The following is a 13,179-nucleotide window of genomic DNA, read 5'->3' on the forward strand; positions in this document are numbered from 1 at the left end:
CGATCGGTTTCCCGACCGCCGCCCGGTTTTGTGAGCCTTTATCCGCGCAGCTGCGCGGTGCGCGGCAGGTCGGAGAGGATCTCCGCACCATCGGCGCGCATGATGACGATCTCTTCCAGCCGCAGGCCGAATTTGCCGGGCAGGTAGATGCCCGGCTCGATGGAAAACACCATGCCTTCGTCCAGAACCGTCTCGGAGGTGGCGGTCATGTAGGGCGGCTCGTGAATGTCGATGCCGAGCCCGTGTCCGGTGCGGTGGGGGAAAAAGTCGCCATAACCGGCCTCGGTGATCACGTCGCGCGCGGCCTTGTCGATGGCCTTTGCGGTGACGCCGGGCTTCGCGGCGGCCAGAGCTGCGGCAACCGCCTGTTCGACGATGGCGTAAACCTTCTCAAACTCCGCATCGGGCTTTCCGAAATAGCCGACGCGCGTCATGTCGGAGGGGTAGCCGTCCAGCCGCCCGCCGGTGTCGATCAGCACCGCATCGCCTTCCTTCAGCTTCGTGTCGCCGGTGTGGTGATGCGGGAATGCGCCATTGCCGGCAAAGCACACGCTGGTGAACACCGGCACGGCCCCGGCTGCCTTGTAGACATCGCGCACTGCCGCGGCCACTTCCAGCTCGGTGACACCCGGCTTCAGCGCATCGAAACCGGCCATGGCCGCCGTGTCGTTGAGCACCGCGCTCGCCTTCAGGCGCCTGTACTCGTCCTCGTCCTTGCGGGCGCGCAGATGGCCCACCGTGTCGTCGGTGAAGCGGCGCTTTGCGCCGGGCAGCGCGTCGAGCAGAAGCAGTGCGAAATCGGCGCGCATCGTCTCGTCGATCACGACGCTGGGAGCCGCCGGCAGGTTCGATGCCCTGAGGAGTTCTGCAAGGGCTGCGTCCGGGCCGTCATCGTCGCGCCAGGGGAAGAAGGGCAGGTCGGTCTTCTGGCGCGAACTGTCGACATTGAGCGCGGGCATCAGGAAGCCGGCATGATCCTTCGAGACCAGCAGCATGACGGGGCGTTCATCACCATGCGGATCGAGGCCCGCCACATAAATCATGTGGCTCGACGGGCCGATGGCGACGAGATCGGTCCCGGTTTCGCGCATGCGCTCGCGCAGGGCCTCAAGCCGCCGGTTGGAGGTGGTGGACATCGGAAAACTCCAGAAATGAGAGAGGCGCTTTGAAAAGAAGAGAGGCCGCCACGACTGGCGGGGCGGCCTCGAATGGTGTGGCGTTTGTCAGTCTTTCGTGACGAGCCGGTAGTAGACGAAGTCGGAGGTGGCGCCGTTGACGTAGCCATTCACCTTCTTGTCCATGGCGACCTGATAGGCGGCCTGGAACATGATGACGATTGGCGACTTGGCCTGCACCTCCTTCTGCAGCTCGACATACATCGCGTTGCGCTTGTCAGCGTCGGATTCGGCCAGAGCGGCAGCGGTCTTGTCGTTCATCTCCGTCGGCACGGCCCAGGCGTTCCGCCACGTGGTGGTGGCCTGGTAGTTGTCGTCGGAATTGTCGCGGTTATAGGCGAAGGCCTTCGCGTTGGAGTGCGGATCCATGAAATCCGGGCCCCAGTAGAGCAGCATCGCCTCGTGGCTGCGCTCACGGTACTTGGTGATGACCTGCGAGCCCGTGCCGGGGATGATGTCGAAATTGATGCCGGCTTCCGCAAAGCTTGCCTGCAGCGACTGCGCCATGTCGGTGAACGGCGTCGAGTTGATGACGTCGAGCGTGACCTTGATCGGCGTTTCCACACCGGCATCGGCAAGGATCTGCTTGGCCTTCTCCGGGTCATAGGTGTAGGGCGTCTCGTCATAGGAACCGGGGAAGCCCTTCGGCCAGAAAGCCTGATGGATTTCCATCTGTCCCTTGAGGAAACTGTCGGTCATGCCCTCATAGTTGACGAGGTATCGCGCGGCCTCCCAGACGGCCTCCGGCTGCAGCGCTTCGGTCTTCTGGTTGAAGGAGACGAAATGCACGGCCGCCTGCGGATAGGTCTCGACCTTGATGTTGTCGGCACTGATGCCGTTGATCTGGTCCGGCGTCAGATTGCGGGCCATGTCCACGTCGCCTGACTGGAGCAGAAGCTGCTGGGTCGCGGCTTCCGCCACATGGCGGATGATGACGTTCTCGACCTTCGGCGCACCCTTGAAGTAGTCGGCATTGGCGCCCATGCGCACCAACTCGCCGGGGCGGTAGGCCGTCAGCTTGAACGGGCCGGAACCGGCGGAATTGGCGTTGAGCCATTTGTTGCCCATGTCGCCGTTTTCTTCATGCTCCATCACCGTCTTTTCATCGACGATGGAAGCCGGGCGGGCGGCCAGCACGTTGAGCACGAAGGCAGGCGAGAAGTCGCCCTCATATTTCACGACAACCTTGTTGCCGTCGACGGTGACCATCTGGTCCACATTCTCCGCCGTCCAGCCGAGCTGGGCGAGGATGAAGGCCGGGGTCAGATTCAGCTTGATGACGCGGGCAAAGGAAAACGCCACGTCTTCCGCGCGCACCGGGTTGCCCGAGTGGAAGGTCGCGCCGTCGCGCATGGTGAAGGTGATGGTCTTTGCTTCCGCATCGGCATCCCACTCGGCTGCAAGGCCGGGAGCGAGCACCGTCGGGTCTTCGGCGTCATACTGCACGAGGCGGTCATAGATGTTGGTGACCAGCTCGCCCGACGAGAATTCATAGGCCTGTGCGGGATCGATGGCGACGATGTCGTCGATATTCTGCGCGACGACCAGCACATTGTCCGGCGTTGCAGCGAATGCCTGTTGCGACAGCGGCATGGTGAGGGCGGCGGCAAGGAGCGCCGTCTTGAAGAGCTTCATCATGTTCTCCTCCTTTTTGGATCAGGAATTGCTCTTGGTTTTTCTTGTGGGTTTGCCGGGGCTCTTGTCCGGCGAAACCAGTTCGATGCGATTGTTGGCCTGGCCATTGGCGCCGAACACGGTCAGCGTGCCGGTCCACAAAAGGCGGGCCGGTGTATCGGTGGTGTTCTTCCACGCATGCGGGGTGTTGCCGCGATAATGCAGGCTGTCGCCGGCCTTCATCACCATTTCCTCGCCGTCGAGATACTGGGTGATGGTGCCTTCGAGAATGTAGATCAGCTCTTCGCCCTCATGGCTCACTGTCTCCGAGGAATAGCCGGGCGGCACCGTCAGCACGAAAGAAGAAAGCTGGCTGCCGGGAAACTCCGTCCCAAGCCGCTCATAGATGATCGAGGAGCCGGCAATTGAAAACTGCTGGCGGCTTTCGGCACGGGTCAGCCCATCCTCGGCACGGGGCTGAGCGACGAAATAATCGAGCCCGACACCCAGCGCGCGGGCAATACCGGCGAGCGAACCGAGCGTCGGCGTGGCGTTGTCGCGCTCCACCTGGCTCAGATAACCGACGGAGAGGCCTGAAGCCTTGCCGAGCTGTTGCAGGGTCAGGCCGAGCTGCTTTCGGCGGGCGCGTATCAGCACACCGATTCTGGTGTCGACATCGGGTGTGGCGCGGGCCGGCTGCGTGCTCAAAGATTTTTCCCCCACAAAAATTTTTTTGATGTAACCAGATTTTTTTGTATGATCCAAGCACTTTTTTGAAGGTTTTGCAGGGCGCGAGACGGTTTTTTGCGCCGCAAAACTGCATGAAAACAGAATGTTGGCTTCCTGGTGGTGCGCGCGCCGGCTTGCAGGTCAGCCAGGGGAGAGGGGGCGCGTTTGGGGCATCCATTCAAAGAAACCGCGGCCAGAGAGCGAAAAAGCCATGGCATTTGAACCATCCACCGGGGCGGCAAACGCCCGCATCAGCATGCTGGCCGGCAGAGCGATCGAGAGCGCCGCGAGCGTTCTGCGCTTCGCCATCGTCGTCGCCGGAACTTTTCTCGGCCTTCTGGCCATCACCTTCTTCATCGGTCGTGTCGTGCCGATCGATCCCGTGCTCTCGGTTGTTGGCGACCGGGCGACACAGGAAGTCTATGAGGCGGCGCGTCAGGCCATGGGGCTCGACCGACCGCTCATCGTGCAGTTCTTCGCCTATGTGGGCGACGTTCTGACAGGCGATCTCGGCATGTCGATCTCCACCGGGCGTCCGGTGGTCGACGATCTGGCGCGCGTCTTCCCCGCGACGCTGGAAATGGCCACCATCGGCATCATCATCGGTGTCGTCTTGGGCGTGCCCATGGGCGTGGTAGCCGCCACGCATCAGGGCAGCTGGATCGACCAGGTGATCCGCGTGCTCGGCCTGCTCGGCTACTCGGTGCCTGCCTTCTGGCTCGGCCTTGTCGGTCTCGCCGTCTTCTATGCGGGGCTTGGCTGGGTTGCCGGTCCGGGCCGCGTCGATATCTTCTATGACGGCCTGCTCGATCCCGTGACCGGGCTCTATCTGGTCGACAGCGTGATCGCCGGCGAGTGGGATATCTTCTGGAACGCGCTCGACCATCTGATGCTGCCGGCGTCGATCCTCGGCTTCTTCTCGCTGGCCTATATCGCCCGCATGACGCGCTCCTTCATGCTCGACCAGCTCGGGCAGGAATATGTGACGACCGCGCGCGTGAAGGGCGTGTCCGAGCGCCGTGTCATCTGGCGGCATGCGTTCTATCCGATCCGCATCCAGCTCATCACCGTGATCGGCCTGTCCTATGCGGCGCTGCTGGAAGGTTCGGTGATGATCGAGACCGTGTTCTCGTGGCCGGGCATCGGCAACTACCTCACGACCGCGCTTCTGACCGCCGACATGAACGCCGTTCTCGGTGCGACGCTGGTGATTGGCGCTGTCTTCATCATGATCAACAAGATTTCCGATGTGCTTTACCGCATCCTCGACCCGAGGGCACGCCGATGATTGACTGGCTTCTCGACGATTCCCCCGCCTCGCGCCTTCAGGCCAATCTTGGCCGCGCATGGCGCGTCTGGACCGCGCTGTTACGCAATCCGCTCGCCGTTGTCGGCGCGCTGATCGTGCTGGTGCTGGTCGTCATGGCGATCTTCGCCCCGCTGATTGCGCCCTACTCCCCCGTTGGGCAGGATCTCGCAAACCGCCTCATGCCGCCCTCCGCCGAACACTGGATGGGCACGGATGAGCTTGGCCGCGATATCTATTCGCGCGTTGTCTATGGTGCGCGCATCACGCTTCTGATCGTCACCATGGTGGCCGTCATCGCCGCCCCCATCGGCCTCGTGGTCGGTGCGGTGTCCGGCTATTTCGGCGGCTGGGTCGACCGCGTCCTGATGGGCGTGACCGACATCTTCCTCTCCATGCCGAAGCTCATTCTGGCGCTTGCCTTCGTGGCAGCACTCGGGCCGGGCATCGAAAACGCCATCATCGCCATCGCCATCACCGCATGGCCGGTTTATGCGCGCATCGCTCGCGCCGAGACGATCACCTTCCGGGATTCGGAATTCATCTCGGCGGTCAGGCTGCAGGGCGCTTCGGCGACGCGGGTCATCCTGCGTCACGTTCTGCCGCTCTGCGCGTCCTCGACCATCGTGCGCGTGACGCTCGACATGGCGGGCATCATCCTCACTGCCGCCGGCCTCGGCTTCCTCGGTCTCGGCGCGCAGCCGCCGCTTCCCGAATGGGGCGCGATGATCTCGCGCGGGCGCAACTTCATCCTCGATCAGTGGTGGGTCGCCACCATGCCGGGCTTTGCGATCATTCTCGTCAGCCTCGGCTTCTGCTTCCTGGGCGATGGTCTGCGTGACGTGCTCGATCCCAAGCAGGGAGAAAAGCAATGAGCGCACCGCTGCTTGAAATCGAAAACCTGACCGTCACCTTCCCGACGTCTAGGGGACCGGTCGACGTGGTGAAGGGCATTTCCTTCTCGCTTGGCCGTGAGCGTCTGGGCATCGTCGGCGAATCCGGTTCCGGCAAGTCGATGACGGGCCGGTCCATCCTGCGGCTCATCCGCAAGCCGGGCCGCGTGACGGCGGACCGGATGACCTTCGATGGCATCGACCTTTTGGCGCAAAGCGAACGGCAGATGCGCGAGCTTCGCGGCGCGCGCATTTCCATGGTGATGCAGGACCCGAAATTCTCGCTCAACCCGGTGATGACCATCGGCGCTCAGATCGGCGAGGCGCTGCTCACCCACAAAAAGCTGCCGCGCAGCGAGCTGAAGGCGCGGGTGCTTGCCATGCTGGAAGCCGTGCGCATCAACGAGCCGGAGCGGGTGGCAAACCTCTATCCGCACGAGGTTTCGGGCGGCATGGGCCAGCGCGTCATGATCGCCATGATGCTCATCCCCGAGCCCGACCTTCTGATCGCCGACGAGCCGACGTCCGCGCTCGACGTTTCGGTGCAGGCGCAGGTGCTCGACATCATCGACGATCTGGTCACCGGCAAGGGCATGGGGCTGATCCTCATCAGCCACGACCTGAACCTTGTCTCGCGCTATTGCGACCGCATCCTCGTGATGAACAGCGGCGAGATCGTTGAATCGTGCAAGGCCAGCGACCTTAACAAGGCGACGCACCCCTATACGAGGGGGCTTCTTGCGGCCATGCCGCGCATGGACGAGAACCGCGACGAACTGCCGGTGCTCGACCGCAGCACCTGGACCACGGGAGCGGGCACATGAAGAACGCCGCAATTCATCTCGAAAACCTGTCGATCAGCTACGGCAAGACGCCGGTGGTGTTCGATGTCAATTTCTCCGTGTCCGAGGGTGAGAGCTTCGCGCTGGTGGGCGAGTCGGGCTCCGGCAAGTCGACCATCCTGCGTGCGATCAGCGGTCTTGCGCCCGACTGGACCGGCAAAATCTCTGTGCTCGGAAAGCCGCGCGGCCATGCGCCGGACCGGGAGTTCGCAAAAACCTGCCAGATGGTGTTTCAGGATCCGTATGGATCGCTGCATCCGCGCAAGACGGTGGACGATTGCCTTGCCGAGCCGCTTGCCGTGCATGGCATCGGCGGGCGCGACACGCGCGTGAAGGACATGCTCGACGCGGTCGGTCTCGACCAGCGTTTCCGCTTCCGCTTCCCGCACCAGCTTTCAGGCGGCCAGCGCCAGCGCGTGGCGATTGCCCGTGCGCTGATGCTGGAGCCGCGCGTGATGCTGCTCGATGAGCCCACTTCGGCGCTCGACGTCTCGGTGCAGGCGGAAATCCTCAACCTCCTGAAGAAGCTTCGCCGCGAGCAGGGACTCACATATTTGATGGTGACCCACAATCTGCCCGTGGTCTCCTTCCTCTGCGACCGGATGGCGGTCATGCGTCATGGCCGCGTGGTCGAGATCGCCAAGGTCGATGCGTTGAAGACGGGTCGGCTTTCCGATCCCTATTCGCGCGAACTCTACGCCGCCAGCGGCGGCACGCTCCAACCCGCATAACAGAGACTGAAAATGACCGACTACACCGGCCCGCTGGCCGAATTCGACCGAGCGCTTTCACGCGCCACGACCCCGGATGCCCCCTTCGATGCGCTGCTGGAGCTGACGCGTGCCGTGGTCGGCACGAAGCTGTTCACCTTCATGACGGCAGACATGAAGACGGAAACGGCAAGCCGTTCCTACACCTCGCATCCGGAAGAATATCCCGTCTCCGGCACCAAGCCGATCCATTATGACCGCTGGTTCGAGACGGTGCACAAGAAGCGCGAATGCTTCGTCGCCAACACGCTGGCCGACATCGACACCGTGTTCCCCGACGCCACGCTGATCGGCAAGCTCGGCTGCGGTTCGGTCATCAACCTGCCGGTGGTGCTGGGCGATACGCTGGTCGGCACAGTCAACATGCTCGATGTCGAGCATCACTACACGCAAGAGCGCGTGGCGCTGGCAAAGGCCTGGCTCTCGGTGCCGGCAAAGGCAGCCTACCTTGCCAGCCGCCAGTTGAAGGACGGATAATCCTTCACGCCACGGTCCGGTGTGAAACGGGCATCAGGTCCTGAATTGCCCGAAACCGGTCAAAGTCCTTGCGCTCGCTTGCCGACCACGCCGTCTCTGCCATGGCGGAGATGCGCGGATAGACCAGATGTGCGAAGAGGCCGGGCGTCGCCAGATTCTCCGACCAGAGGCATGTCTGCACACCGGCGAGCTGGCCTTTGAGTTCATCCGGCCAGTCGCCGCCCGGCTCATAGTCATAGGTGTCGCGCAGCGTCACGGTTCCGGCCCAGCTCGCGCCGGGTTCCCACCATTCCGTCGAACGGGCAATGTCGAGATAGTAGTGCTCGGCAGGGGCCAGCACCACCCGATAGCCCTGTTCGGCCAGAGCGCGTCCGCTCTTCGATTCCTTCCACGCGACAAGCAGCGCGCCGTCCACTTCGAGCCCGCCGCCAAGCGCGCCCTCTTCCCACACGGCGATATCGCGACCGCGCTCGCGAAGCATCTCCTGCACGCGCTTGAGGAAGTAGGATTGCAGCGAGAAGGTCTCGACCTTGCCGAACAGTTTTTCGCCCAGCGTGCGGGCGAGCGGCGATTCCAGCCAGGCACCCTCGGCAACTTCGTCTGCGCCGGCATGGATGTACCGTGCGGGAAACAGCTCCACCAGCGTATCGAACACATCGCCAAGGAAATTCCAGGTCGCATCGACGGCCGGGTTGAGCGCGTTGTTCGGGAAGTACTGCACCGAGCGGTAATAGATGCGGTTCTCACCCGGATCGCAAAGCTGGGGCAGCGCGCGCAGCACACAATAGCAATGTCCGGGGATGTCGATTTCCGGAATAATCTCGATGCCAAGCCCCGCAGCATGGGCCACCAGCGCGCGAATGTCGTCGCCGGTGTAGAATCCGCCCGAACGCTCGGAAGGCGTGCCCAGAAGAGGCGGGAGAAGCTCGTCGCCACCGCGAAAAGCGGTTCGCGCCGTCAGCGCCGGCCAGCCGGGAATTTCCAGACGCCAGGCCTCGTCATCGTTCAGGTGCATGTGGAAATGGTTGAGCTTGTTCCAGGCAAGGCAGTCGAGAAAATCGACGAGATCCTGCATGACATAGAACTGGCGGGCAACATCGAGATGGGCGCCCCGCCAGCCGAACCGCGGTCTGTCGCGCACAATCCCGGTTTCCGGAAGGGTAAATTCGTCAGGCCGCAGCCGCGCGCCGCGCAGCATCTGGCCCAGCGTGATGAAACCGTGGCGAAAGCCGTGTTCATCGCCAGCGGTGAGCGCGATGCCTTCCGCGTCGAAGGCGATTTCGTAACCGCCGTCGGGGAGACCTGGATCCTCCGCCGTTGCAACCACATGGCCGGCGCCATGACCGAAAAGGGGCTCCTCATCGGCAAACAGCCTGCCGGCAAGCGCGCGCACCGCCGAAAATGCCTTCTGCGCGGTAAGCGATGCTTCCGCTGCGGGCACCAAGGGCTGCGCCGTGTCGCGCCGGCCATCCACCTGCACATCCAGCGGTGCGGGAATGACGGAGATGGGGGCCGCTCCTTCCGGCAGAGCGGTCTGCTCGAGTTTCTCCCAATTCGGCTCGCCGGGAACGCCATTCAGCGTCATCGGTTCCACGTCCACCGGGCAGGTGGTTCCGTCTTTCAGAATGAGATGCGCGCTCTTGGGGCCATAGGTGTAATGGCGCAGCACGTGGCTCAGCCGGTCTGCTCGAATAACCCAGCTTTCGCCCGGCGCAAGCACTGCGCCCTTCGGCTGGAGGAACACGTGATAGTTCGAGAGCTGGTCGGCAAGCGTTGCCCCCTCGATCTCGCAGTCGGGATGAATGCGGAAGAGCGAGGTGGTGGCGAGCTGTGCGCCGCTGATGGGGGCGCCTTCGGTCATTTCGAGCTTCAGCTCGATCACGCGGCGCTCCGCGTCCCAATTGGTCAGCAGGCGGCAGGCATGGCTGTTCGGCATCAGTGTTCCTCCCGAAAGAAAAAGAATGCTTGGATTGATGGATTTCAGTGGTCGGCGGCGGTGGGTTGGTCCTGCCGCTGCCGGGGTGCGTTGGCGATCCGTAGATGCTCCCGCAGGCGCGCGAGATCGGCGGCGAGTTTCTGCGCTTCGGCCTGCCGGTCGGCAGCCGCCGCGCGGGCAAGGGTGAACTCGGCCGAGCGCACCACATCGCGCCAGCGCGGGTTGAGCGGCAGCGTCTCGATCAGCAGATATTTGTCGAGCGTGCGGGTCTGCAGCGACGTCTTGTCGAGACTGACACGCCAGATGCCGCTCTCCTCTGCAAACTCGATCCGCTCCTTGCCGGTCACGTCGCGCCACAGGTTGAGGCTGCCCGTCATCACCTGCACGATGAGGGCGCGATAGGCTTCATCGGATGCCGGGCCCGGCTCGACCTGCGCTTCGCCGGCCATCACCGGCAGTGCGCTGTCGATGGCTCCGCGCACCGAAACAAGCAGGTTCTCGGCCTCCAGCGAGGCGTCGCTCAGAACGAGCGCCATGCCCGCGCCCGCCTCGGGCTCCAGCTCGAATGCGTTGATGGTGAATTCGCGTCCGCCCAGATGCAGCGTGGCACTGCTTTCGCCATCCACCCGGCACTGGCTGTCGAGCAGCGCGGCCATGTCCGACGGCAGCAGAAGAGACAGGGGCGTGGCGCGGTCGAGCGGGCGGCCGAAGATCGTCTCCGCAGCCCGGTTGGCATAGGTGATGATCGTCTTGTCGTTGACGCAGACGAGGCCGGCTTCCAGCGCGTCGAGCAGACGCGCCATGCGGCGCTGCGAAAGGCGCAGTGCGTCTTCGACCTGGATGCGGCGGTCCACCTCGTCGCGCAGTTCCTGGTTTTCCTCCGCACGGCTGCGGGCGCGCGAGGCGTCGATCAGGGTGGAGATGCGCGTCAGAAGCTCGTCCTTGACGAAGGGCTTCACCACGTAGTCGTTCGCCCCTGCCTCGAAGCCGGCGATCATGTCGCGCGTGCGGCTGCGCGCCGTGACCATGATGATGGGCAGGTCGATCAGCGAGAACTGGCGGCGCAGCGTGCGCGCCACTTCGAGGCCCGAGAGATCATCCATCATCACGTCGAGAATGAGAAGGTCCGGCTTGTGCTCGAGCACCGCCTCGATCCCGTCGCGGCCATTGTCGGCGCAGATGACGCGATAGCCCTGCGGCAGGAGCACGTTGCGCAGCACCTGCAGATTGATCGGCTCGTCATCCACCACCACGATGGTCGGCGCATTGGCGTCGTCGCGCTGGGAGGCGGGGGCCTCGAATGCATCGAGCGCGTTGATGGTCTGGTGCAGGCCGCCGGGATATTTGCCGCGCGCCTGTTCGGCCGCATCGGCGCTGGCGGCGGGAAGCTGCAGCACGAAGCGCGAACCTTTGCCCGGTTCGCTGGTCGCGGTCAGCGTGCCACCCAGCAGGGCCGCAAGATTGCGCGCGATGGCGAGGCCGAGGCCGGTTCCGCTCTTCTTCTGCGTGACATCGTCGGATTCGGCCTGTTCGAGCGGCTGGAAGATGCGTTCCAGATTTTCGGGCGAGATGCCGCGTCCGGTGTCTTCCACGGCGACGGAGACGGTCGCGCTGTCGCCTTCGCCCTCATGCCATGCGGTCACGTGGATATGCCCGTCATCGACATATTTGATGGCGTTGCCGATGAGATTGTAAAGAATCTGCTCAAAGCGCACCGGATCGGCGATCACCGGCGGCGTCACATCGGGAATGTCCACTCTGAGGCTCACCGGCTCGCCGGAAAGCAGCGGCTCGGAGAGAAGCAGAACCTGGCGGACGCTGGTGGCCACATCGACGCCCTGAATGTCGAGCCGCATGCGTCCCTGCCGGATGCGGTAGAGGTCGAGCAGATCGTCGACGAGGCGCGACAGGCGGCGCGCCGAGAAGGTGATGAGCTGAAGCTGGTTGCGCTGCGTCGGGGCGATGTCGCCGGCCGCACCTGCGGCCAGTGTTTCGGAGATGCCGATAATGCCGTTGAGCGGTGTTCTCAGCTCATGCGAGGTGTTGGCGAGGAACTGGTCTTTCATGCGGTCGGCCTGTTCCAGCTCCGCATTCTTCTCGCCGATCTCGCGGATATGCACTTTCAATTCGCGGTTCTTCTGGCTGATGAGCTGAAGCTGATCGCGCAGCGCATCGCGCATGCGGGCGACGGAATGGGAGAGCCGCGCGAACTCCGTCGGCTGGTCAAATTTCGGCAGGCTCATGTCCAGTGCGCCATCGGCCACGGCCTCTGCCGCATCGGTGACGGATTTCAGCGGGCGGGTCTGCGAGCGGGCGAGATAGTAGGACAGAAGCAGGATCAGCGGCAGCGCGAGTGCGGCCAGCGCCAGGATGAGATTGCGCAGTCTGGTGCTTGCCGCGAAGGCCGATGCGGCATCCGCATCAACCGCGAAGAGCCAGGTGGCGTCGGGCAGGAGAAGATGCGTCCATGCCGAAAGGGCGGGTGCGCCGAGCAGTCCCGTTTCGAGCATCGTCACACCGCTTTTTGCTTCCATCGCCTCCGGCATGCTGGCGCTCATGCCGGTCTTGAGGGCAGGAGCCGAAGAGGCGATGACGGCGCCGCGCGACGAGATGAGGCTGAGCGTTCCGTTGACGCCTTCATGCCCACCCAGAAGGGAGGCAAGCTTGCTGGCGGGCAGGCGCAGAATGGCCGCACCATTGGCGCGTTGATAAAGGTTCACGCGAACGGCGAAATAGGCGGCGAACTCGCCGGTGCGCGGATCGCGCGCAAAATCGTAAAACACGATATGCCGGTCGTCGGCCGCGGGGCGCAGTTCCATCAGCGCCCTGGAAAGCGTTGAATCGCCGTTGGTCAGGAGAGTTCCCAGATAATCGTCCTTAAAGACGGAATAGACGACCCGCCCGCGCGCATTGACGAGATAGACATTGTCGAACTCGGAGCTCTCCACGAAGGTCAGATACTCCTCGTGAAACTGGCTGTGTGCATTGGCGTAGGCGAGGGCTTCGCGCAGCAGCCTGTCATGGCTGGGCGCTTCGGCCCGCGCTGGCTCGTTCGGCCCGACCTCGAACAGGCTGCGCAGCTCTTCCGCGGCCTGCTCCTCATCAGGCGCCATCTGGCTCATGGCGTAGCTGAAACCGTAAAAGTCGCCAATCGAGTAGCGCGCTATATTGGTCTGGGCGAGGCTTTCGGCCTGCCGCTTGGCGAAAGACACGTACTGTGTCAGTTCACTGGTCTTGGCATCGCGTGCAAAGGCAATCTTCTCGAAGGTTTCGCGTGCAATATTCGCGTTGACGAGGGAGTAGAAGGCGGCAGCGCTGATCGCCAGCGGCACAATCGATACCGCGAACAAGACCAATAAAAGCCGGGCCTGAAAGCCGGCCGGCAAAACCCTGCGCCAATTCATGCAATCCTCCCGAGACGGCAAAGCTGCGCCGTT

10 protein-coding genes are annotated in these 13,179 nt (G+C 63.4%); 5 read left to right on the forward strand and 5 right to left on the reverse strand.

Annotated elements, in window-relative coordinates; translation table 11 throughout:
* Nucleotides 1-38: 38 nt before the first annotated feature.
* The 3 genes from BLW55_RS13755 to BLW55_RS13765 form a co-directional block, all read right to left on the reverse strand.
* On the reverse strand, nucleotides 39-1,136 hold the full coding sequence (locus tag BLW55_RS13755) for a M24 family metallopeptidase (protein ID WP_090329176.1): 1,098 nt from the start codon (nucleotides 1,134-1,136) through the stop codon (nucleotides 39-41).
* A gap of 87 nt (nucleotides 1,137-1,223) precedes the next feature.
* Nucleotides 1,224-2,810, reverse strand: coding sequence for an ABC transporter substrate-binding protein (locus tag BLW55_RS13760; RefSeq protein ID WP_090330003.1), 1,587 nt, complete (start codon nucleotides 2,808-2,810; stop codon nucleotides 1,224-1,226).
* 21 nt (nucleotides 2,811-2,831) lie between these two features.
* The gene (locus tag BLW55_RS13765) at nucleotides 2,832-3,497 is read right to left on the reverse strand and encodes a helix-turn-helix domain-containing protein (RefSeq protein ID WP_025029859.1); all 666 of its coding nucleotides are present in this window, start codon (nucleotides 3,495-3,497) and stop codon (nucleotides 2,832-2,834) included.
* A 232-nt stretch (nucleotides 3,498-3,729) separates the two neighbouring features.
* Between BLW55_RS13765 and BLW55_RS13770 the strand changes: the two genes are divergently transcribed.
* Genes BLW55_RS13770 through BLW55_RS13790 form a run of 5 tightly spaced genes read left to right on the forward strand, consistent with a single transcriptional unit; the run spans nucleotide 3,730 to nucleotide 7,806 of the window.
* On the forward strand, nucleotides 3,730-4,806 hold the full coding sequence (locus BLW55_RS13770; RefSeq protein WP_090329177.1) for an ABC transporter permease: 1,077 nt from the start codon (nucleotides 3,730-3,732) through the stop codon (nucleotides 4,804-4,806).
* A complete protein-coding gene (locus tag BLW55_RS13775; RefSeq protein WP_025029857.1) occupies nucleotides 4,803-5,699 on the forward strand; it encodes an ABC transporter permease in 897 nt (298 codons plus the stop codon). The genes BLW55_RS13770 and BLW55_RS13775 overlap by 4 nt, the downstream gene beginning before the upstream one ends.
* Entirely contained in the window at nucleotides 5,696-6,541 is an 846-nt protein-coding gene (locus BLW55_RS13780) for an ABC transporter ATP-binding protein (RefSeq protein ID WP_090329178.1), read from the forward strand. The genes BLW55_RS13775 and BLW55_RS13780 overlap by 4 nt, the downstream gene beginning before the upstream one ends.
* A complete protein-coding gene (locus tag BLW55_RS13785) occupies nucleotides 6,538-7,290 on the forward strand; it encodes an ABC transporter ATP-binding protein (protein ID WP_090329179.1) in 753 nt (250 codons plus the stop codon). The genes BLW55_RS13780 and BLW55_RS13785 overlap by 4 nt, the downstream gene beginning before the upstream one ends.
* A 12-nt stretch (nucleotides 7,291-7,302) precedes the next feature.
* Complete coding sequence (locus tag BLW55_RS13790) at nucleotides 7,303-7,806, forward strand: GAF domain-containing protein (protein ID WP_090329180.1); 504 nt, start codon at nucleotides 7,303-7,305, stop codon at nucleotides 7,804-7,806.
* A 4-nt stretch (nucleotides 7,807-7,810) separates the two neighbouring features.
* On the opposite strand, the gene BLW55_RS13795 is transcribed toward BLW55_RS13790, so the two are convergent.
* Nucleotides 7,811-9,742 (reverse strand): beta-N-acetylhexosaminidase, encoded by a 1,932-nt coding sequence (locus BLW55_RS13795; protein ID WP_090329181.1) that lies wholly within the window; start codon nucleotides 9,740-9,742, stop codon nucleotides 7,811-7,813.
* 44 nt (nucleotides 9,743-9,786) lie between these two features.
* Nucleotides 9,787-13,146 (reverse strand): hybrid sensor histidine kinase/response regulator, encoded by a 3,360-nt coding sequence (locus BLW55_RS13800; RefSeq protein ID WP_090329182.1) that lies wholly within the window; start codon nucleotides 13,144-13,146, stop codon nucleotides 9,787-9,789.
* Between the last annotated feature and the right edge of the window lie 33 nt (nucleotides 13,147-13,179).

This window comes from Nitratireductor aquibiodomus (assembly GCF_900105565.1).
GTDB classification, from domain to species: Bacteria; Pseudomonadota; Alphaproteobacteria; order Rhizobiales; family Rhizobiaceae; genus Nitratireductor; species Nitratireductor aquibiodomus.